General features: G+C 51.8%; 6 protein-coding genes and 3 pseudogenes. All 9 read left to right on the plus strand.

Translation table 11 applies throughout. The features are described 5' to 3' along the window. The first annotated feature begins 281 nt into the window (after positions 1-281). The 9 genes and pseudogenes from JCM12308_RS12570 (at position 282) to JCM12308_RS12600 (ending at position 24,387) form a co-directional block, all read left to right on the plus strand. Complete coding sequence (locus JCM12308_RS12570; protein WP_128647392.1) at positions 282-2,489, plus strand: non-ribosomal peptide synthetase; 2,208 nt, start codon at positions 282-284, stop codon at positions 2,487-2,489. Beyond that, positions 2,456-7,768 (plus strand): non-ribosomal peptide synthetase, encoded by a 5,313-nt coding sequence (locus JCM12308_RS12575; RefSeq protein ID WP_054783949.1) that lies wholly within the window; start codon positions 2,456-2,458, stop codon positions 7,766-7,768. Before JCM12308_RS12570 ends, JCM12308_RS12575 begins: the two co-directional genes overlap by 34 nt. Then, the gene (locus tag JCM12308_RS32285) at positions 7,654-8,577 is read left to right on the plus strand and encodes a non-ribosomal peptide synthetase (protein WP_164845305.1); all 924 of its coding nucleotides are present in this window, start codon (positions 7,654-7,656) and stop codon (positions 8,575-8,577) included. Before JCM12308_RS12575 ends, JCM12308_RS32285 begins: the two co-directional genes overlap by 115 nt. A gap of 63 nt (positions 8,578-8,640) precedes the next feature. Beyond that, positions 8,641-16,359, plus strand: a pseudogene (locus JCM12308_RS12585) (amino acid adenylation domain-containing protein); the annotation flags it as partial. Positions 16,360-16,476: 117 nt separating this feature from the next. Next, positions 16,477-17,925 (plus strand): annotated as a pseudogene (locus JCM12308_RS33240) (amino acid adenylation domain-containing protein); the annotation flags it as partial. 81 nt (positions 17,926-18,006) lie between these two features. Then, positions 18,007-19,017, plus strand: a pseudogene (locus JCM12308_RS33245) (SagB family peptide dehydrogenase); the annotation flags it as partial. Then, on the plus strand, positions 19,014-22,307 hold the full coding sequence (locus JCM12308_RS12590) for a non-ribosomal peptide synthetase (protein WP_054783952.1): 3,294 nt from the start codon (positions 19,014-19,016) through the stop codon (positions 22,305-22,307). The pseudogene JCM12308_RS33245 and the gene JCM12308_RS12590, both read left to right, overlap by 4 nt. Next, on the plus strand, positions 22,241-23,131 hold the full coding sequence (locus JCM12308_RS12595) for a thioesterase domain-containing protein (RefSeq protein WP_373282361.1): 891 nt from the start codon (positions 22,241-22,243) through the stop codon (positions 23,129-23,131). The genes JCM12308_RS12590 and JCM12308_RS12595 overlap by 67 nt, the downstream gene beginning before the upstream one ends. Positions 23,132-23,139: 8 nt before the next feature. Then, positions 23,140-24,387, plus strand: a complete 1,248-nt coding sequence (locus tag JCM12308_RS12600; protein ID WP_054783954.1) for an AMP-binding protein — start codon at positions 23,140-23,142, stop codon at positions 24,385-24,387. The last annotated feature ends 60 nt before the right edge of the window (positions 24,388-24,447 follow it).

Here is a 24,447-nt window from a genome sequence, read left to right on the forward strand (position 1 = left end):
TCGCAGACTTCGGAAGCATCCGGAATTGACGCAGAAACGTTTCCCGCCCACGAGTTTCAGACATGAACAAAACAACCTGAGATTAAATTAAAACTTGACTTTGTGATATATTAGAAAGAATGATTGGGCAATTAAAAAATCAATACCCGAGGCTTTGGTGAATTATTTTCATGTTTACTTACCTTCACTCAATCCATACCAATTATGTACTGAGCTTTAACGCCATTTACCCTCAGTAATGTAAAATTTTATTCAATTACTCAATCATCGGTAGTTGTTTTATGGGTGAGTTTAGTCTTTCTAACGTAGTTTCAACATGCGCAGCGGGACACGAAAATGTCGTGACCCGAATAGAGCAAGTTGCAAGGATCCAGGCCAATAAAACGGCTTTGGTTGGACAAGCAGCAGCGCTCAGTTATGGCGACATGATCTCTTCAGCAAACCGGCTTGCTGGCCTGTTGCAATCTAAAGGGATTGGGCCGGAAGTTGCTGTTGGAGTGTGTATCCCTCGCGGCCCTGACGCAATCATCGCATTTCTCGCTATTCTTAAAGCGGGCGGTGTTTATGTCCCACTGGACAGCAAACACCCTCACAAACGCCTTGAGTTTATGGTTCAGGACAGTGAAGCTGCCGTTTTGATTTGCACCGACGAGACAGAAGCTTTCGTTGAGGGACTCGTTGCCAATGTTTCGCGCTCAACCAAGATCGTAAACTACTCCAGATTAAATCCATCAGGACCCGGCACCTTTGAAGATCAAGTGATCAGGCAAGATCAGCTCGCTTATATCATCTACACGTCAGGCTCTACTGGCCAACCTAAAGGTGTGATGGTCGAGCATCGCGGATTGATAAATCTTGCTGAAGAACAAGCGCGCCATTTTGAGTTGGACGGAAATGCACGTGTACTGCAGTTCGCATCCCTGGGCTTCGACGCATCCATATTTGAAATTCTGATGGCCTTGTGCAGCGGTGCAGAGTTACATTTCACTCCCAATGAAACATTGCTTGCTGGAGATACGCTAAGGGAAATTGTTCGAGAAAGAACTATTTCTCACCTGACGCTGCCACCATCTCTTGTCAGTCGAATGGATCCATCGGACTACCCAAGTTTAGAGACATTAGTGGTTGCTGGCGAGGCAATGCCATGGACGATCACGGAGCGATGGTCTGAACATGTTAATCTTATAAATGCTTACGGACCAACCGAAAACACAGTTTGGGCGACTCTGCATAAATGCAGCAGTAAGACCATGTCAGCAAGTACGGTTCCAATTGGCAAGCCAATTGCCAATGTGGACGTCTACATTCTGGATACAGACCTAAAACAAGTTCGAGATGGTGAAGACGGAACTCTCTGGCTAGGAGGGGTCGCACTGGCGCGTGGATATAAAAACCGCCCTGATCTCACCAATGAAATGTTTCGACCAGTTCCTGGGGTTTCGACAGAAAGACTTTACAACACTGGCGACCGTGTACGACGTCTTGCAGATGAAACACTGGAGTTCCTTGGCCGTCGGGATGCCCAAGTCAAAGTACGAGGCCATCGGATAGAACTTCAGGAAGTAGAAAGAAACCTCTCTGCTCTTGAAGACATTGAACATGCTCATGTGGTCGTCTCATCATCGCGATCAAAAGATCATGAAATCATTGCTTACTTCACTGTTCGCGCCAGCGAAATCACCCCTGGCATTCAGCAGTTAAAGACCAAACTACGCGCAGTTCTGCCTGACTACATGATGCCAAACGCATTTGTGCGTCTTGACGAGTTTCCGTTAACAGTCAACGGGAAGGTAGATAGCAAGGCACTTCCTGCGCCGGACAGGAGTGCACGCGGCGGGTCTTCCCAAGAGCTGCCACACACAAACACAGAGCAGTCACTCGCAGGTTTTTGGAAAGAAGTGCTAGGTGTAAATCCCGTCTTTTGTGGCGACACGCTTCAAACTCTCGGAGGCTCCTCACTGGATGCCGTTCAGTTTCTCACACGATGCAGGGAAGAGTACGGCAACATTCTCTCATTAAAGGATGTATTCACGGGCAAAACGCTCCGTGAACTGGCAGAGAAGATCCAAACAGGAAAAGGTTCTGAAACGCCAGAAAAGCCCTTAAATGCCTACAGTATTGAAAGTGACACATTCCCTGTTTCGCATCAGCAAAACGGGGTGTGCTTGCTGGAGAAGCTCACACCAGACTCTCTTGCCTACAACGCTCAATGCCTAATCCGTATTGAGGGAAATGTAGATGTATTAGCCCTGCAGAGCGCTCTGGATCTGATTGTTCAGCGACATGAGATCTTTCGCAGCACTTTTCATGAGGACGCAACCGGCAAAGCCTACCAGAAAGTTCACGGTCCCGTCCCTGCCCGTCTGGATCAGGTGGTGTTGGATGCTCCAATGGATAGCCCTGATCTCTGGCAAGCTGTAGACGATGAATCTCAAGGGCTTTCGACACCAGTCAATTGCCGCTCGCTCGCTGGGTTCTGTTCAAGTTAAACGATGAGACATCGGCTCTCCTACACATAGAACATCACCTTGTTCATGATGGCTGGAGCGCGAACATATTCCTCTCAGAGTTTCTGGAGGCTTATGGTGCTTTTGCACATGGAGAGGAGGTCACTCTGCCTCCCGTTCCAGCTCAATATCGCCATTATGTGGGATGGCAACAAAGTGCCGATGCAGAACGCACTTATGAAAAGCAACTTGCCTATTGGAAGGAGCAACTTTCAGAGGCTAGCTTCACTCTTGCTCTTCCAACAGATACCCCGCGCCCTGAAACAATGTCTTTCAAAGGCAAACAGTCACGTTTGGAACTCAAAGGGACGCTCCTTCAAAAACTAAACGAGTTCTGCGACAAGAGTGGCCACACTGATTACACCGTGTTGCTCGGCGTCTTCCACCTCCTGCTCTCACGCTATACGGGACAGAAAGATCTGCTCACGGGCAGTGCGGTCGCCAACCGAAAAACAAGCGCTTCAGAGCATATGTTGGGTATGTTCGTGAACAGCGTCGCCATACGATCTGATCTTTCCGATAGCCCAAGATTTACTGAGTATCTTGAGCGTTTAAGGAGCACCCTATCCAGCGCTTATGAGAATGAAGAAGTTCCGTTCGAACGCGTCGTACGCGAGTTGCAGCCGGAGCGTGACCTCTCCAGAAATCCCATCTTTCAAGTGGGATTTAGCTATCATAACTCAAAGATTCCAGAGCTCTCACGCGATGATCTGAGTCTCTCACTCTATGAGGCCTACAGCAACAATTCTGCAAAGTTTGACATCGAAGTCGTCATTCTGCCGCGCTCATCAAATGAGAAAGATACACCAGCCCTCACTCTGTTGTGGAATTATGCAACCGACCTGTTTCAGCTCGAAACAATTGAACGCATGCAGGCCAACTTTTTTGCATTATTGGCGAACTGCCTATCTGAGCCTGAGTGTTCCGTTGAGGATTTCAGTTCTGTTTGCTTAACTGAGCGAGAGCAACTGCTTGCGATGGGAGCGCCAGCTCATCCAATTTCAGAAATCGGGCCGGTTCCTGTTGCAAACAGGATCGAGCAACTGGCCAGATCTCAACCAACATCTCCTGCAATCCTTCACGGAGAAACGACCCTCTCCTATGGCGAGCTCAATCGTCAGGCTTCACTTCTGGCAGGCCAACTTCGTGCACTCGGTGTGAGAAAGGAAAAGCTGGTTGGCGTTTGTATGGAACGCAATGCTGACCTTATTGTTGCTTTGCTGGCCATATGGAAAGCAGGTGGTGCTTATCTTCCGATTGATCCTTCACTGCCGGAAGTAAGGAAGGCGTTTATCATTGAAGATAGCGCACCTGATTTAATCTTGTGCTCTCATGCGTCACACCACTCATTCAAGAGTTTGATGGGGCACAGCACGCTTCACATTTTTGAGGTGCTTGCGCATGCTGCTGAAGAAACAGCCGCAGATGAGAGCAAACTTGAACCCGTCAGCGGGCAGGATCTCGCCTATGTCATCTACACGTCAGGCTCCACTGGGCAGCCCAAAGGTGTGCAAATCGAACATCAGCAGATTGCCCGGTTGATAGACACATGTCAGCCTAGTTTCCAGTTTTCATCATCGGATGTCTGGTCTTTCTTCCACTCCTACGCCTTCGACTTCTCTGTTTGGGAAATATGGGGCGCGCTTTCTACCGGTGGCTCCGTCGCAATTGTGCCGGAAGACATCCGGCATGATCCTGCACAATTCTATGCCATGTGCTGCGATCAAGGCGTAACCATTCTCAGCCAAACACCCTCTGCTTTCCGCAGTTTCATGTCAGCGCAAGCGAGCTCATATAGACCTCACGCCATCAGAACAGTTGTATTTGGAGGTGAGGCTCTATCCCCGTCGATGCTCTCTGACTGGTTTGCACATCCGTGCAACACAGATTGCAAGATGGTGAACATGTACGGCATCACAGAGACCACCGTTCACGTTACCTACACAGAGCTAACACCTGAGAGTATTGATAGGTATTCTGAAGGGAGCCCGATCGGTAATCAGCTTGATGACTTAAGCCTTTATCTGCTGGATGAGCACCTTGAACCCGTTCCCTTTGGCGCAGTTGGTGAACTCTATGTGGGTGGTGCGGGCGTAGCCCGCGGCTACCTAAATCGCCCAGAATTGAATGCAGAACGCTTCATCAAAAGCCCATTCTTGGCAAACGACCACCTTTATAAAACAGGCGATCTGGCGAGATATGCAGCTGATGATACCCTGCTCTATCTGGGTCGCAACGATAGTCAGGTTAAAGTTCGCGGATACAGGATCGAACTGGGTGAGGTTGAAGCTGCTCTTTCAACGCATGAGGCCCTTCAACATGTGGTCGTGACATGCCAAAACCAAGCGACCAGCAATGCCATGCTGGTGGCCTACTATGTCTCAACTTCTGAAAATGCTGACCTGGACAGCTCCACATTGCAGTCCTTTGCAGCAGGTCTTCTGCCAGCCTACATGGTACCTGCAGCATTTATTGAACTGGACGCGCTGCCGTTAACCTCCAACGGGAAACTGGACCGGAAAGCACTCGATAAACATAAGCCGACTTACACCAAGAATCGAGCCTTTGAGAGCCCTGAAGGGGAGCATGAAGAACTGCTCGCCAACGTATGGGCAGACATTCTTCAATTAGAAAAAGTGAGCCGCCTCGACAGCTTCTTTGAACTCGGAGGGCATTCACTTTTGGCCGCGCGGGTCCAAGCTGCCATGCGCGCAAAAGGTTTTCTTCTGGCTGCGGTGGATGTTTTGCGATGGCCAACATTGAAGGATCTGGCACAACGCATTCAACCTGTTGAACCGAAGAGTTTGAAATCAAATCCCCCCGGAAGTGGTCGCGCGATGTCGCTCTCCGGTCTTTCGCAAACGCAGATCAAACATCTTGCGTCATCATTGCCGGGTGGTTTTGAAAACGTAGAAGACATCTATCCCCTTACACCTCTGCAGGAAGGTATTTACTTCCATCATCAGCTCTCGGAGGACGGAGATCCTTATCTGCTCTGGAGCCTGATGGCATTTGAGACTTCCCAAGCCTTGCAGGACTATACGGTGGCCTTGCAAAAGGTGATGAATCGTCATGACATTCTGCGTACTGTATTTGTCTCTGAAGGGTTAGAAAAGCCGCAGCAGGTGGTCCTGAAAAACGTCAATCTGAAGACTGTTGAGCTGGATGCTGATACCCTGAAAGGGTCTGGAGATATTGCAGCGAGGCTTCTGGCACACTTTGACCCGCGCACCACTAAGATTGATCTGCAAGAACCATCCATTCTCCGGGTTTATTCTTGCTACGACACCAGCAGCAAATGCTGGTTGGCGCTCAAGCTCTTTCACCACATCATTGATGACAACACCTCACTCAAGCAGCTCAATGCTGAGGTCAAAGCTTTCATGGTGGGGGATGGCAATCGACTAGCGAAACCAGCGCAGTTCAAGGAATATGTCGCTTTTCAGCAAGAAGAGAGCACGAAAGGAGACGCGGGCAACTTCTTCAATGAACTGTTCAGAGGTTTTGAAGCTCCAAACAAACCTTTCGGTCTCAGTGTTGATTATGTTCATGGCGCTGATCTTGATACAGAGACAGCGCATACGGATACCGCACTGACATCGGGTCTGAGAGACGTTGCCAGTCAACTGGGCGTAAGCACCGCATCGATCTTTCACTTCGTTTGGGCATTGGTCATGGCAAAATGCTCTGGGCAGGAAGATGTTTGCTTTGCCACCGTGCTTCTTGGCCGATTACAGGGGCTTGAGAATGCTGAGCGGATTTTGGGGCCGTTCATCAACACCCTGCCCTTACGTGTCCAACTGACTGATCAGGATTGGAAAAGCGCGCTTCTCACTGTTCATCAGACCCTTCTTGACCTGATGGATCATGAGTACGCATCGCTTGCTGATGCGATTGGGGCCAGTGGAGTAGATCGCACAACTCCGCTCGTCTCTTCTCTGGTGAACTTCCGTCATGCCCAGCTCATGTCCGATGGCTCACAAGGTTCCTCGCACCGTGACTTACCAGGCGCGACTTATCTGGATGGCCATTATGGCACGAGCTACCCCTTCAACCTGACCATTGATGACTTCGGCTCATCCTTTAAAGTCCAGAGCCAGGCTCCACATGGCAGTTATGCCTCTGCGCTTTTGAATATGACGCTTGGATGCTTGCAGCGCCTCATCCAGTTGCATTCAAAGGCAGAACAGACGCCTGCACATCAACTGGTACAGTTGGATACAGACCAGACAAGCAAACTCCTTGAGTTTGCAGAAGGCGCGGAGTTTGAAGAGACTTCAACTCCGCTTCATAGCGCTTTTGAAACTGTGGCAGCAGATCATGGAACGCGAGTTGCGTTGGTCGGCGAAGGAACGCAACTCACATATGGCCAACTGAACAGGCAGGCCAATCAGCTTGCCAGATATTTAGTTGCTCAAGGTGTTTCCAGCCAAAGTCGCGTCGCGGTGTGTCTGCAAAACTCAGCAGATGCTGTCGTCGCGCTGCTTGCCATACAAAAAGCTGGAGGGGCGTACGTTCCAATCGATCCCGCTTATCCATCAGAACGGATTTCGTATCTGATTGAGGACAGTACCCCAGTTCTGGTGCTTTGCGATACTGCGAGCCCTTCTGAGCTGAGCGAAGTCGTTCCTCCAGAAAAGCTGGTCGATTTGGGTCAATCGGATCCTGCTTGGCAAAATCTCGACGATGGGAACCTCAACAAGTCGGTCTCCAGTGAAGACACTGCCTATGTGATTTATACGTCCGGCACCACAGGCAAACCAAAAGGTGTTGTGGTGCCTCATAAAGGCCCCGCTAACCTCACAGCTTGGTTCCTACAGGAAGGCACCTTCACTCGGGAAGACAAAGTTCTGCTGTCGACGTCTCTCACCTTTGACATTTCAGTGGTGGAAGTGTTTGCCAGCCTTTCGTGTGGTGCAACTGTTGTTATCGCAGATCGGTCGCGCTTGCTTGAAGGCAATTATCTGGTTGAGCTGATAGCGGAACAACAGGTCACTGTTTGTCAGTTTGTCCCTTCACTGCTGGATTTCTTCCTTTCATGTGAAAACGTCAGCACCTGCACAAGCTTGCGATCAATCCTTTGCGGTGGTGAAGCATTCCCCTCTCGGCTTGCGGAACGCTGTTTCAAGGCTCTGGGTCGATACATTTGCAAAACCTTTATGGGCCCACAGAAGCAAGTGTTTATTGCACCAGGCAAGAGCTGGATCACCGTGCTGAGTACCCGCCTGTTGTCCCTATTGGGCAGCCCATCGCAGGTATGAAGATGTACATTTTGGATCGCCATCTGGACCTCGTCCCTGCAGGTGTTGCAGGCGATCTCTATGTGGCTGGTCCCGGTGTTGCCAAGGGGTATTTGAATCGTCCTGAACTAACAGAGGAACGCTTTGTTCCGAGCCCATTCAAAGCTGGGGAACGGCTCTATCAAACCGGAGATGTGGGGCGTTATCTGGAAGACGGTACAATCGAGTATCTGGGCAGAGACGACTTCCAGATCAAAGTGCGTGGTTATCGCATTGAGCCGGGCGAAATTGAGCACGCGCTATCTAAATTTGATGGCGTCTTGAATGCGGTTGTGGTCGCTCATGAAGATCAGGCGGGGTCATCTCAGCTGGTTGCTTATGTCTGCATGCAGCAAAATGCAGCAGCACTCGACACGACTGCTATGCGCAGTGCCCTTACCAATCAGCTACCGGATTATATGGTCCCAGCGCTTTATGTGCAGTTGGATGATTTGCCCTTAACATCAAACGGCAAAATTGACCGCAGCCAGCTTCCCATACCAACCGCAGACAGTATTCAACCGGTTCGAGATTACGTGGCTCCTGAGACGCCATTGGAGGAGGAGCTTGCACGTATCTGGGCTGAGGTGCTGCAACTGGACCGCGTCGGTATCCGTGACAACTTCTTTGAGATTGGCGGGCATTCCCTGCGAGCCACCCGCATTACAGCTCGCATGCAAGACGCACTGGGGGTGGAGGTGCCTCTTCGCATCTTCTTTGAGCGTCCCACCATTGAGCAGACCCTCGACTACATTTTTGAAGAGCTGGAAGCAGCCGAAGAATTTTCCTGACGCAGAAGCAGGTCGTCAGCGTCTCTGGGAGGAACCATGCAGGACGGACAAAACAAGCGAAAGATGCGCTCTCTGACACCGGAGCAGCTGTTAAAGCTACGCCAGCGCACCGCTCTCAAAAAAGCACCGCGAGATCAAGCACCCCTGCCTTTATCTTTCGCACAAGAGAGGCTGTGGTTCCTTTCCCGCATGTCTGGAATAGGATCCGCCTATCACCTGACACTTGGCATACGCCTGCGAGGGGAGCTCGCCACGTGCTCTCTTCAAAACGCACTGGATCAATTGATCGCCCGCCACGAAGGCCTTCGTGCTTTTGTCTTCGAAGACGCTGGAGAGCCCGGGCTGCGGATTGCTCCTCCCACCTGCGGCTTACCTTTGCATCTGATCAACATTGAGGCTGAAGACGACTTAGAAGCTGCGATCCACCACGTGGCGAATGAGGAATGTACAAAACCGTTTGATCTGAAGACCGGCCCGCTTGCGCGTTGCTACCTTATCAGGGTGAGTGAGAGAGAGCATGTGTTGCTGCTTGTGCTGCATCACTTCATTTCTGATGGTTGGTCCAATGGGCTGTTGCTCAAGGAGCTGAGTGAAAACTACACGCATCTGATCGAGACCGGACAACCGATTGAGCGCAACACACCTGAGCTCTCCTACGCAGACTATGCTTATTGGCAAAAACAGCCTGAGCAACAAAAGAGCTTTGAGAAACAGAAGGCCTATTGGGAGCAGCGCCTATCCGGAGCGCCAGAACGCTTGCTGTTGCCAACAGACCGCCAACGTCCGCTCCAACAAAGTTTTGAGGGGGACTTTCTACCTCTGGAGTTAGATGCTGAACTCACAGAACAGGTAAGAGAGTTTGCCCGTGAGGCGGGGACAACTCCGTATCTGGTGCTTATGTGCGCGTTTGCAGTTGTGCTTGCGCGCATGTCTGGTCAGGATGACATTGTCATTGGGACACCATCAGCTAACCGGGTTCGTAAAGATTTGGAAGAGATGGTGGGGCTGTTCGTCAACACGCTGGCACTCCGCTTCAACTTCGATGAAGGCATAACGGTGAGCCAGCTGCTGGCTCACACGCAAGATACATTCCTCGACAGTCAGGATAACCAATCTGTTCCCTTTGAGCAGGTGGTGGACGCGCTGAACCCTCAGCGATCACTTTCCCACACGCCGTTGTTTCAGATTATGTTTGCCTGGCAAAGTCTTGATGACGCAACACTTCGCTTTGCCGATTTGAAGCATGAACCATTTTCGGTTCCCCGCAGTGCATCGCAGTTCGATCTTACACTGGAGCTGGTGGACAACGGGATTAAGATTTCTGGTGGACTGGAGTACGCAACAGCTCTCTTTGAACGGCAGTCCATCGAGCAACTCGCAGGTTATGTTCTTCAAGTGGTTCAAGGCATTTGCGAGGATCCAGAGCAATGTGTAGCTAGTCTGCCGATCATGGACGACACGGCACGTACCGAAACGCTAAAGACCTCCCTCTTGGCATCTAACAAGGCCTCCACTGCAGAGCCTATCCATCTTCCATTTGAAGACACAGCCGCCTCATATGGCGAACGGATTGCGATCATAGATGGTGAGGACGAACTCACATACGCTCAACTCAACGAGCGAGCGAACAAACTCGTCAGATATCTGCGCTCACTTGGGGTTCAGAAACAGGACCACATAGCGATCTGCATGCAGAAGTCCGCAGATGCTGTCACTGCCTTGTTGGCTGTTCTGAAAGCAGGCGCAGCCTACATTCCTATTGATGCGAGTTACCCTCCTGCGCGGATCAACACGCTTGTTCAGGATTGCTCACCTAAGTGCATACTGGTTGATGCATATGGGGCAAAACAACTGGCCCATATGCCTGACCTCGCGGCGGAAGTTGTCCATATCGAAACCCAAGGAGATGAATGGGGTTTTCTGGATGGGCAGAACCTAACTGTTCCCATTGCCCCTGATGACCTCGCCTACATCATCTATACATCTGGTTCGACAGGACGACCTAAGGGCGTGATGGTGGATCATCGCGCAATCTGGACCGTCAGAGATGCCTGGAGCGAACTGTATCGTTTCGACGAGCCGCCACGTGTTTTGCAAATGGCTAACTTGTCATTTGACGTTTTCACGGCAGATCTTGTCCGCGCGCTTACGTTTGAAGGCACGCTTGTCCTTGTCAATCAGGATGAGCTGATCGATAGCGCAGCCTTGCTTGCTAAAATCACGCAGTATCATACGACCTTCGCAGATTTTGTTCCGGCAGTGCTGGATAGTTTGACAGCACACATACGGAAGAGTGGCGCAACTTCAACTCCCCTCAAAACCATCGTATGTGGATCCGACCGGTGGTCTTCAAAAGGTGCTGCTGAAGCGCGCAGTGTTTTCGGGCCTGACGCGCACATCATCCATGCCTATGGCTTAACTGAAACAGCGATTGATTGCCTTGCTCTCACCCTGCCTCAAACTTTCTCGCAGACTGACCGCCTCAGTTTAGGCGGGCCGATCAAAAATTACAGCGTCTTAGTTTTAGATCCTTCAGGCCAGCCTGTTCCTGAAGGCGTTGTCGGTGAAATCTGCGTTGCCGGAGCTGGACTAGCACAAGGGTATTGGAACGCACCTGAGCTAACCGAGCAAAAGTTCGCCACTGTTGCGGGCCGTGATGATCCACGAGTTTTCAAAACAGGAGACCTTGGTCGATTGCTTCGCGATGGAACCATTGAGTTCCTGGGGCGCAATGACAGACAAGCTAAACTTCGCGGGTTTCGTGTAGAGCTGGGAGAGGTGGAAGCCGCGCTTGAAACCGATGAGCGCGTTCAAACTGCTATTTGCGTCGTAAACGAGAAGTCCGGAGAAGAACACCTGCTGGCCTATGTGGTTCTTTCCAGCGAAGACAATGGCGATGTGCTTGCTGAGCTCAAGGAAGGTTTGAGCCAAAAACTGCCTCACTTCATGGTGCCTGCTGGCATTGCCGCAGTTCAGCAGATCCCCCTCACGCCAAATGGTAAGCTTGATCACAAGGCACTACCAGATGTTAATCCCTCAACTCTTTCTCAGGCAGAGTTTGCCCCTCCACGGGAAGGGAAAGAAACAGAGTTAGCTCAGATCTGGTGTGATCTACTCGGCCTCAGCACTGTTGGACGCCACGACAACTTCTTCACTCTTGGTGGTCACTCCCTACTGGCAGTGCGTTTAGCCCAACGTATCCGCGAAGTTTTCTCTGTAGATGTGGCGGCTACAATCGTATTTACGGCACCAACACTTGCCACCCTTGCTGGAGCGATTGACTGGAGCTCCTCCAGTACAGGTACTCAGATTACTCCTGCTGACAGAACCAAGAAGCTTCCGCTTTCATCTTCACAGCAACGCCTGTGGTATCTGGCCGAGATGGAAGGGCAAAGCGAGGCTTATCACATGCCCCTTCTGCTCGAGCTGAAAGGCAAGTTGGAGGTCTTCGCCCTAGCTCAAGCCATCGAGACAATCGTAGCTCGTCATGAGACTTTGCGCACGCGGGTTAAGCAAAAAGACGGTACAGCCTATCTGGACATTCAACCGGCAAATAAATGGCAGATGGAAGCACCAATACAGCTGGCTGAAGACGATAATCTGAAGGAGCAGGTTGCTCGGTTGATTGCAGAGCCTTTCGATTTGGAGGCGGGACCACTCTTTCGGGCAATCTTGCTGCGTCGGGATGAGGCCCATCATGTGCTCGTGATTGTGATGCACCACAGCATCTCAGATGCCTGGTCCATGGGTGTCTTTAGCAAAGAGTTAAGCGAGCTCTATACAGCTCTGACCCAACAACAGAAGCCCAACCTCCCCGACCTGCAAATCCAGTATGCCGACTTTGCAGTTTGGCAGCGAGAAGAACTCAGCAAAGGCACATGGAACGAACAGAAGCACTACTGGGGTTCCAAGCTTGAAGACTCACCAGTACTCCTAGAGTTACCGTTGGATCATCCGAGACCCAAGCGGCAGTCCTTCAAAGGGGCAGCAGTTCCGCTGGAACTGGATGCTTCCTTATCCCAGAGAACAAAAGAGTATTCAGCTGGGAACGGTGGCACTGTGTTCTCCACGCTTCTTGGGGCCTGGGCACTCACGCTTTCCAAACTTTCAGGTCAAACGGATCTTGTTGTTGGCAGTCCGGTTGCCAACAGAGACCACGCGCAGCTCGATAAGCTGATCGGCTTTTTTGCCAACACGCTTGCCTTGCGGGTGGGTGCAAACAAAGACCTGCTCCTGACCGAGTATCTTTCGCAAGTTCAGGAAACGGTGCTGGAAGCTCAGCAAAATCAGGACCTCCCCTTTGAACAGGTCATTGAGCACCTCAATCCGCCTCGAAGCCTTGCACACGCACCGCTCTTTCAGGTGATGTTTGCCTGGGAGGGCGAGAACAATGATCAGTTTGAGCTTCCCGGTCTCTCTGTTGAGCTGCTCCACCATCACTATGGAGGAGCCAAGTTCGATTTGCTGCTGTCACTTCAGAACGTAAACGGCCAGTTGAAGGGAGCAATCGAGTTCGCAAGCGACTTGTTTGAACCAGAAACAGCTGCTCGCATTGGACGTTACTTTGAGTATGTCCTCGCGCAACTGGTCGCGAACACCAACGCAAAACTCAGTGACATAAGCCTGCTGACTGAGTTGGAGCAAACTCAGGCATTGGAGGCTTGGCAACAACGCTCTGTGCCATATCCTGAATTAGAATGCATCAGCAGGCAGATTGAAAAACACGCGGCAGAAACGCCCGCTGCGACCGCTGTTATCCTCGGGCAAGAAACACTCAGTTATGGCGAGCTAAACAGGCAGGCCAATCAGCTTTCCCACACGCTCCGGCAGCAAGGTATTGGCGCCCAAGCTAACATTGCACTGTGTGTTGACCGTTCCACGCAGATGGTCGTCACACTGCTGGGCATATTGAAGGCGGGAGCCGCAGTAGTTCCGCTGGATCCTGCTTACCCCCAAACGCGGCTTCAGGTTATCCTGCAGGATGTCCAGCCAGACCTCATCATCACAACAAAAGCATTAAGACCCAAACTCCCGCAAGAGTTTGCAGAAGCAATAGCATCCATCGAGGAGCTCAAAACAAGGTGTCAGTCGGCATCAGCGGATAATTTTGCGTATACGCCTGCCCCGCTTGATCCTGCCTACGTGCTTTATACATCTGGCTCGACAGGGAAACCCAAAGGCGTTGCGCAAACACATCGCATGCTGCGTAACCTGGTGCACTGGCAGTTAAAGCAAGGCCCGACGAATAACGGTCCGGCACGTGTTCTTCAGTTTGCGTCGCTCAACTTCGACGTGGCTTTTCAGGAAGTTTTCTGCACGCTGTGTCAAGGCTCAAGTCTCGTGCTGATGACGGATACGCAGCGCAAAGACATCGGCAATCTTGCTGGCTTCATCAAGTCCAACGGTGTTGAACGTGCCCACTTGCCCTTTGCAGTCCTTCAGCAGATGGCAGGCCTTTTTGAAGCCGGACACCTACCGGACGGGCCTGCTTGTGAGGTGATTACAGCGGGGGAAGCGCTGCTCGTCAATGATGGCCTCCGCAGGCTCCTTAAGGCACTGGGTGGGCGTCACTTTTACAATCAGTACGGCCCCACCGAAACGCACGTTGTGACCCAGCATATTCTGGACTGCGGGCACATGGAAGATTGGCCAGCTTCTCCTCCTATCGGTAAACCCATGGATAACACCAGTGTGTTCCTCCTGGACGATGGCATGCGACCTGTGCCTCCTGGAACCACCGGTGAAATCTACGTTTGCGGAGATAATCTAGCCTCTGGTTACTTCGGCAATGAGGATCTGACCGCTGACCGGTTCATCTCGCACACATTCGGATCACAGCCACCTCTTCGCCTGTATCGTACTGGCGATCTGGCTGCGTATCTCCCGGATGGCACTCTGGTATTTCATGGGCGTGCTGATGATCAAGTGAAGTTTCGCGGGTTCCGCATCGAGCCTATGGAGATCACAAACTGCGTATTGCAGATCGCAGGTATTCAGGAAGCCTTTGTTATCTTTGATAGGTCCACAGATGCAGAGCATGCGCGGCTGATCTGTTATTTCGTTGGGACCTGTTCGGTCGAAGCATTGCGAGCAGAGCTTAAATCCCGTCTGCCCGATTACATGATCCCCACAGACTGGATGCAGCTTGACGAACTGCCCATCACGCCTAACGGCAAGGTCGACCGCAAAGCATTGCCTTCTCCAGTTCGGCTCACAGCCTCAGACTTCGAGGCACCTGCGGCAGGTCTTGAAGCGGACATCGCGAAGGTCTGGGAGGTTGTACTCAAGGTTGATCGGATTGGCCGCACAGACAACTTCTTCGATCTGGGCGGACATTCGCTGCTTGCAACGCGGCTCATTCATACTCTGAACAAGGACCTGTCACTCAGCCTGTCCCTCACTGATCTCATCGAGAATCCGGTACTTGCAGATCTCGCAGCCTCAGCCAATTCCGGAAACAGCCAGCCAGAGCAAACTGTGGTTCAGATCCATGCAGATGAAGCAAATCGATATGAACCGTTCCCGTTGACGGACATCCAGCAGGCCTATTGGGTTGGCAGAGATGACGGTTTGGGGCTGGGTGGTGTCAGTGCGCATGCCTATGAAGAAATTGAAATTCCTGATCTGGATCTCGAGCGTTTCAATGCAGCTTTGAATAAACTGATCCAGCGTCACGACATGCTGAGAGCTGTTTTTGCGAAAGACGGCACACAACGCATATTGCAGGATGTTCCTGATTACATCATCCAGACGGATGACGCCCGAGGGCGAAATGCACGTGTCGTAGAGCGTATGATCGCCAGAAACCGGGGGGCCATGTCTCATCAGGTGTTGGATGCTGGCACATGGCCACTGTTTGAGTTCAGAGCCTTGCAACTTGATAATGGTGTCACGCGCTTGCACATCTCCATGGATGCCCTGATCGTCGATGCTGCCAGCAGTCAGATTTTTTCCCGTGAGCTAGCCGCGTTCTATGAAGACCTTCAGGTCGAGCTCCCAGAGATCGCGATCACCTTCCGAGATTATGTGGTGCAAGAGTTGGCAATGCGGGATGGCTCACGCTATGAAACCTCGCTGAAGTATTGGCAGGACCGGCTTGCCACGCTGGCAGCAGCACCAGATTTGCCATTGGCAAAGCAGCCGGAAAGCATCAGCAATCCCCGGTTTACCCGCAGGCACCTTGTGTTGGATGCAGCCAAGTGGTCACAGATCAAAGCAAACGCACGTCAACACGGCGTAACACCCTCGGGCTGTTTGCTGACTGCCTTTGCCCAGGTTTTGGCCAAATGGAGCCAGTCGCCTCAGTTCACGCTGAGTTTGCCAGTATTCAATCGCCAGCCACTTCACCCTCATATCAACCGCCTCATCGGTGACTTCACGTCGATCGTTCTGTTGGAGGTCGGCTTTGATGCCACAACCAATTTTGTTGCAAACGCAAAATCAGCTCAGCGGCAACTTTGGAAAGATATGGATCATAGTGAGGTCAGCGGTGTGCGGGTTCTGCGCGAGCTGACCAAACAACGGGGCGAGCAGCAAACAGGCATGCCGATTGTCTTCAACAGTACTCTGGTTGAGATGATCCCGGATCAGGAGGAAATCACACTCTCCTCAGCCCTGAATGCACAAAACGTTCATACGATCACCCAAACACCGCAAGTCTGGTTGGATCATACCATTCTGGAGATCGATGGCGAACTGTGCTTCAATTGGGACAGCATCGATGAACTGTTCCCTGAAGGCATGATGCAGGAGATGTTTGAGGCTTACTGCGCATTGCTGGAAGAGCTGGTAGCACCGGACCGATGGCAGCAAACAGCACAGCAAACCTTCCCAAGCTGGGATGCAGACAAAGCGCTTTCACAGCACTGGCCCTTGATGCATCAGCTTTTCGACACACAAGCTCTCAAGACACCTGATGCCCCAGCCCTTATATGCGATGCCCAAACACTCTCTTATCGCCAGACCCGGCAACGGGCGCACAACCTTGCAGCTCTTTTGCAGCAAAAGAGGTTGGAGAAGGGTGAGTTGGTTGCCATCAAGATGCGCCCGGGTTGGGAGCAGACAGTAGCTGCACTTGCCATCCTGTATGCCGGAGGCGCGTATCTTCCGATAGATCCAGACCTGCCCGCCAATCGCATAGAAGGCATTTTGCGCCGGACCGGCTCCAAACTCATCTGCGTTAAAGCCGGCCAAGCGGACAAATTGAAGGGTGTTCCGGATTGTGCTCTGACCATTAACGTGGGTCCGGAGTTGGACGCCGCAAGCAACAACAATCTCAAAACTGCCGATACACAACCCGATGATCTGGCTTACGTGATCTTCACCTCCGGCTCTACTGGAGAACCGAAGGGCGTCATGATTGATCATCGCGGCGCGGTGAACACACTGTTGGACATCAACAAACGCTTGAATGTTCAGCCAGAAGACCGTGTATTTGCCATCTCTGCATTGGGTTTTGACCTATCTGTCTATGATATTTTTGGTCTGCTGGCAGTGGGCGGCGCTGTTGTCATACCCAATGAAAACGAAGTGAAAGACCCTGCTCATTGGCTGGAGTGCCTGACACAACACAATGTGACCATCTGGAACTCCGCCCCAGCCCTTCTCGGCATGCTGGTGGATTATGCTGAAAGTGATCGTAAATCCCTAGGGACGTCCCTCCGCCAGATCATGTTGTCTGGTGACTGGATTCCGCTTTCACTTCCGAGCCGTGCACAAGCACTCGCACCTAATGCTGAGGTGTTAAGCTTAGGGGGAGCGACAGAAGCTTCCATCTGGTCCATTTGTTACCCGGTTCAGGATGTCTTGCCCCAATGGACGAGTATCCCCTATGGCAAGTCGTTGGAAAATCAGCAGTTCTATGTTCTGGATGAGGCTTTGGCAGTCCGCCCGTGCTGGGTCATCGGAGAGCTTTACATTGGTGGCCTTGGACTGGCCCAGGGCTATTGGCAGGATGAGGAGCAAACCAACTATCGTTTCATCACTCACCCAATAACCGGCGATCGCCTTTATCGCACTGGAGACCTTGGCCGTTATATGCCCGATGGAAACATTGAGTTCCTGGGCCGCATGGACACGCAGGTCAAAGTACAAGGCTTCCGGATCGAGCTAGGCGAGATTGAGACCGTCCTCAACGCCCATGAGGCGGTGAAAGCTTCTGTCTTCAAAGTCTTTGGAGACGCACAAAGCGACAAGCAGCTTGTTGGCTATGTGGTGCCAGAAAGAACCGATATCGACACGGACGCACTTCTAGAGCATTTGCGAGCGCACCTGCCCCACTACATGATCCCGTCTTCTCTTATCGAGATTGAACAGGTCCCAGTGTCTGCAAACGGCAAAATAGATCGCAAAAAACTGCCACAGCCAAGCAGGTCATCGACAACTCAAGCCAGCTTTGAACCGAAAGGAAAGCAGGAAGAAAAGATCCGCGAGATTGTTTCGGATGTTTTGAAACTGAACCAGATTGCACCAGAGGAGAATTTGTTACAGTTGGGGGCAACATCAATCGATATTACACGCATCTCTAACGCTCTTTCCAGCGAGCTCTCTTTCCGTCCTCCGCTTGCAAAGTTTATGGGCAGCCCAAGCCTTGCAACGCTCTTCAAGATGTATCGGGAACAGTTCGGCCAAGCAGATGCTGAAACAGAGAGCACAGCGGCCAGTTCTGCGATTGCCACCATTGAAGACCCACAGGAGCGCCAGACCTTCAAGGATCGTAATGCAGGTTTACGTCGGTTTGGTCAGCAACACACCACGCACCAACTGGCGCACTCAAATCCTCGTGGATTTGATGAGTTTGATGCCTACCGATCTGTACGTCAGTTTATTCCCGATCCTTTACCCATAAACCGATTGGAAGATCTGCTTTCAGCTTTGCGGCGCAATCAAAAACCAGATGCACCTAAACATCTGTTTGCCAGCGCAGGTGGGCTCTATCCGGTGCAGACGTACATCTACATTAAGCCTGACCGCGTGCAGGGACTGGATGGCGGGGCGTATTATTACGATCCGCAAAATCATGCTCTGATTTCAACGGCGGATGGTAAGTCTCTCAGTCCCGACACCTATGACTACTTCGTCAATCGCCCGACTTTTGAAGAGGCCGCATTTGCCCTGTTTTTTGTGGCAGAGCGCAAAGCGATAGAGCCGCTTTATGGTGAGATGAGCGACCAGTTCTGCCTGATTGAAACAGGCGCAATGGCGCAGCTGCTCACCATGCGTGCTCACGAAACTGGACTGGGACTTTGCGGCATTGGCTCGGTTGATGAGAGGGCTCTGACTGATCTGTTTCAGCTCAGCTCTTCCCATAAGCTCATCTATTCCATGATTGGCGGCACGCGCACAGCAGACCAGAACCGGCAACACACCATTGAAACGTTCGGCACCACACCAGCGCTCACACAGCAAGAAGAAGACGAAATGGAGGAGTTTGAAATATGAACGTGCACCAACTGCTCAACCATTTCGCCAGTCACAATGTGAGCCTGCAAACAGATGGTGAAAAACTCCGTTTCAAGGCCCCAAAAGGATTTTTGGAGCCACAACTGGCTGCTGCGCTGAAAGCGCAAAAATCTGAGTTAATTTCTTTATTGCAGCAGCAGGCGCAGGCCGAAAAATCAACAGGAGTTCCGCTTTCGGCTTCACAGCGTCATTTGTGGTACTTGCATCAGTTGGAGCCTGATAGTCCGTTCTACAACAACCCCATCGCGCTGAAGGTGAGCGGAGCGCTTAACGTTGAAACACTCCACCGTGCGGCGAATGCCGTTGTTGCTCGTCATGACATGCTCCGTGCACAGTTTGGTCTCTGCGATGGTGTTCCTCAGCAGACTTTTGCTGAACATTCAGAGCTTCCACTTGAGGTTCTGGATGTGTCTCAGCTCAGCGATGAAGAGCAAAGTCTCGCACTGAACGATCATGTCCAGAAGGAAGCCAGCAAGCCGTTTAACCTGGAAGACGGGCCACTTGTCCGCTCCAGTTACGTGAAGCTCTCAGAAAGCGAATATGTCTGGCTGGTGAACCTGCACCATATTGCTGCTGATGGCTGGTCAATCGGATTGTTCTTCAACGAAGTAACCGCCCATTACAACGCGCTCAGGCAAGGCACGACGCCTGATGTTCCAACGCTCAAGATGCAGTATGAGGACTATGTGGTCCATAGCCAGCAATCGCCCTCTCGGGAACAAGAGCAAACCCAATATTGGACCGAGAAACTTGCCGGGTTGCCTGCCTTACTTGACCTGCCAACAGATAATCCCCGCCCCGCAGAGCAGACCCACAATGGCGCTCACTTTGAACTCGTGTTCGGGGATGATCTGAGTGACCGAGTGCGTTCTTTCTGCAAAAGCAGATCAATCACACCTTTTGCGCTGTTTCTTGCTGGGTTTGCCGTTGTTTTATGGCGCTATAGCAAACAAGAAGACATCTGCATCGGAACCTCTTTTGCCAACCGCCATACCGCTGAAGTGGAACCGTTGATTGGCCATTTCATCAATACCCTCGCCTTAAAAACACAGGTATCAGCGCACGGCACCTTTGCAGAGTTGGTGTCACAAGCGCAGACGATCATTTTAGAAGCTTTGGACAACCAAGACCTGCCTTTTGAGAAGGTAGTTGAAGCTGTGAACCCGGAGCGCTCACCAGCCCATTCGCCTCTATTTCAGGTCATGCTGATCTATCAAAACCTTCCAGCAGGTTCCACGCACATGGACGGGGTGGAGATAGAAGCGCTTGCGACGGACAGCCAAACTGCGAAGTTCGATATCACGCTGGAAGTGTTTGAGCGCGGGCCTTCGTTCAGCCTCGGCTTTGAATACAACAAAGACTTATTCACGCAGGCTCGCATCGAGCGCATGGCCAGGCATCTTGAATGTTTGCTCTCAAACGCCATTGATGATCCGCATGGGCAAATCGATCAGATCGAGTACATCACGCCAGAAGAACGGCACCTTCTTACGCAAATCTGGCCTCATGGTGAAACGCACGCACTAAGCTCAACGTGCATTCATGAGGCATTCGAAGCACAGTGCCAGCGCTCCCCCGATGCACCAGCTCTTGTCTGCGGTGAGGCGGTGTGGAGTTACGCCAAACTCAATGCCAAGGTAAATCAGCTTGCACGTCATTTGCAGGAATGCAGTGTCAAAGCAGGCAACCCCGTTGGTTTGCTCCTTGAACGTTCCACTGAACTGGTCATCACCACGCTGGCAACCCTCAAGGCCGGAGGGCATTTCATCCCACTCGAGCCCGGCCTGCCCTTGAAGCGCCTTGAGTATATGGTGCAAGACAGCCAGCCTAATCTGATAGTGACGCATCCGGCCACTGCCGATGTGATGGCCGGCCTAGCAACCACCTGCGATGTAAACTCGCTGTCATTGGATAAAGAGTTGTTGGAGGAAATCACCCAATCCTACGACAACACAAATCTTCCTGCGAGCAGCAGGAATGCGGATGAGCTCGCCTATATCATCTACACCTCTGGCACCACCGGGGTTCCCAAAGGCACCAGGCTCACTCATCGCGGACTGGTCAACCTCGTAGACTGGAGCAATCGCACCTTCCCGACTAAGCCCGGAGATGCGCTCTTGCAAAAGACGCCGATGGGGTTTGATGCCGCTATCTGGGAGTTTTTCTGGCCGCTGTGTTCCGGTTCGTCACTGGTTTTGGCTCCCCCATCAGCTCATAGTTCGCCAGCTGGACTGGTGCAGCTCTGTGTCTCGCACAACATTGCAGCTGTTCAGTTTGTCCCGGCAATGCTGGATCTCTTTCTTGATGAACCTCTCGTCCCTCAATGCACGCACCTAAGAGACGTGTTCTGCGGTGGAGGTGAGTTGAATGGTGCATTGATGCGTAAGTTCGCCGACAAGCTGCCATGGGCGACGTTGCACAATGTGTACGGTCCAACAGAATGCACCGTGGATACCACCTGGCACAGCATTTTGCCTGAAGACCACAACAAGTGGGCAGCTCCCGTTGGGCGCCCTATCAGCAATGCGAAAACCTATCTGCTCGACGAGAACATGTCGGTTGTACCAGTTGGGCTGGTGGGAGAGCTCTACATCGGTGGTTCTGGCCTCGCCTCCGGGTATCTGAATGCCCCGCAACAGAACGCATCTGCTTTCGTAGAAAGCCCGTTTGCTCCAGAAGAAACGCTCTACCGCACCGGTGATCTTGCCTTTTACGACGAACAGGGACAGCTGATTTTTGCAGGTCGCAAAGATAACCAGATCAAACTCAATGGCTTCCGCATCGAACTCTCAGAGATTGAAGAGGTTTTGCTTGAACATGCCGATTGCCGCAGCTGCACAGCCATTCAGGTTCAGCGAGAGGGCGGCGATGCTCAACTGGCGCTGTGTTACACCTCCTCAACGGGCGAGCCCTTGCTTGAAAACGATCTGCGCCAGCACCTTTCCAGCAAGCTTCCTGATTACATGTTGCCTCACACTTTGCTGCACATGGATGCGATCCCGCTCACCAATAATGGCAAGATAGATTACCGCGCAGTTGAAGTTGCCGTGATGGCACATGAGGCCGTGTTTAAGGTCAATCAGGAAAGTCCCCGCGACCATATCGAACTGCAGATCTATAACATCTGGCGAGAGGTGCTCCTGCACCCATCTATCGGCATCAGCGACAACTTCTTCCATGTGGCGGCTCATCCATTGCCGCGATCAAGGTCGCGCACCGTGTTGGCGAAGCGTTTAAGGTTCAAGTGCCTCCAAAGACCTTCATTTTAAATCCAACAATCGAAGCCCTGGCCAGTTGGATACGCGCCGGAGCACCTAAAGAAAATGCTCAAGACAACCTGATTACGTTCCGTGAAAGCCAAAACGGCGAGCACGTGGTGTGTGTTCATCCTGCCGGAGGTACTGCATTTTGCTACCTGTCTCTGGCAAAGATCCTGGCCGATGACATCGGTGTCTATGGCCTTCAGTCCCCGGGTCTGAACAGTGGAGAAGACACGTTATCTTCCATCCCTACCATGGCAGAGGCTTACCTGAAACAGATCGAGCATATCGCGCAGGGCAAAATCGTACTGACAGGCTTGTCTTTTGGCGGTTATGTGGCGTTTGAAATGGCACGCCTCCTCAAAGCGCGCGGAAATGACAATGTGAGTGTCATTCTCCTCGATACTCAAGGGTTTGAAGAACATGAACGCGATAGCCTCGCGCCTGTGGACCTCGATGAGTTTCGTGACAAGCTGGTCAAGTTCAACGGGATGTACCCGGGCATCGACGATGCGCAAATAGAGCGCTATCACCGGGTCTACAATCACAACCGGTCATGCGTTCCCAGCTATGAGTGCCAACCCCTAGAGGTTCGCGTGGTTTTTGTTCAGGCCCTCGGGTCTCTCAACAAAGACTTTTTGCATGAGTTACGCCAGTTCTGGATAGAACGGGTGACAGGCAGCTTCATGACCAGATTGGTTCGCGGAGACCATTGGGAACTGCTGGAGTCGGAAGAAATCCAGCGCGTCAAAAAAGCAATCTCCTACGAGTTTCAGTTGTTTGAGCGGAAGAACTCCCACACTCTTTCCCCTGCTGTACCTAGTGTCGCTTAGAGGTCATCATGAACAGCACTATCTCACATGACCATTCAGCCTCTGATTATGTTGACTTGAAGTTGGGTGAGGAAGGTCCGGTCCAGTCCTCACTGTTTGAGAGCATCAGTTATTATGCTGCACGTTTTCCAAAACTGACAGCCGTTCAGGACCATGACAGCACGCTCACCTATCTGGAACTCAACACACATTCTTCCCGGTCCGCAGCACTGCTGAGGCAGCATGGTGTGAAGCAAGGTAATGCTGTTGCTGTTTGCTTGCCGCGGTCTCAGGAACTCATTGTCCTCATGCTTGCAATCCTGAAAGCAGGAGCGACTGTTGTCCCGCTGGATGCTGCAAGTCCACCAAACAGGCAAGCTGCTATTTTAGCTGATAGTCAGGCGCGCTTCCTGATCACATCACAAGAAGCACACTCCAGATCCGTTCCCTCGGCAACATACAAAACTCTCCATGTAGGCGAGTTGGTTGCTGGAAATTTGCCCGATGACCAAGGCCAGTTCCAAGCCTCCTCAGTCGCCAGCACGGCTTTTCTTTTTTACACGTCCGGAACAACGGGAAGACCAAAGGGTGTGCAAGTTCCTCTGACGGCCATTGAGAGGCTCGCGCATCAGCCGCGTTTCGTTCCAATGTCCATTGGAGATCGCTACGCACACATTTCCAACCCGGCATTTGATGCCCTCAGCTTTGATGTCTGGGTGCCGCTTTTAACAGGTGGCTGTATCGTTGTTTTCTCTGCAGAGGAAACAGCTGACTTTGAAGGTTTTGCGAGGAAGCTGGAAAAGCGCTCCATCAAAACTATGTTCATGACAGTCTCGCTGTTCAACGCCATGGTTGATTACGGGGCAACCTGTTTCACCACACTCGAACATCTGTTGATCGGTGGAGAGCAAATCAACCCGCACACCGTACAGGGCTGGTATGAGGCAAACCCACAAAGCACTTGCCAAATACACAACATCTATGGCCCTACAGAGTGCGCCACTTTTGCATTGAGCTACCCCATACCCCGCAGCTTTAGCGGTGATACTGTTCCAATCGGCAGACCCATTGCCAGCACAGACTGTCAGCTGCGGTCTTCCAATGGCGAGGAAGCCAACCCAACAGAGACAGCTGAACTCTACGTTGGCGGAGCTGGCGTAGCGCATGGCTATCTGAACAGAGAAGAGGAAACACAGCACAGCTTTGTCGAGCTTTCAGATGGCCGGAGGTGGTATCGCACCGGTGATCTGGTCCGCCTCAACAACAAAGGCTCATAGAATATGTTGGCCGCGTTGACAGGCAAGTTAAAGTCCGCGGGTTTCGAGTCGAACTGGAAG

Source organism: Pseudovibrio denitrificans JCM 12308 (assembly GCF_001310815.1).
Lineage (GTDB): Bacteria > Pseudomonadota > Alphaproteobacteria > Rhizobiales > Stappiaceae > Pseudovibrio > Pseudovibrio denitrificans.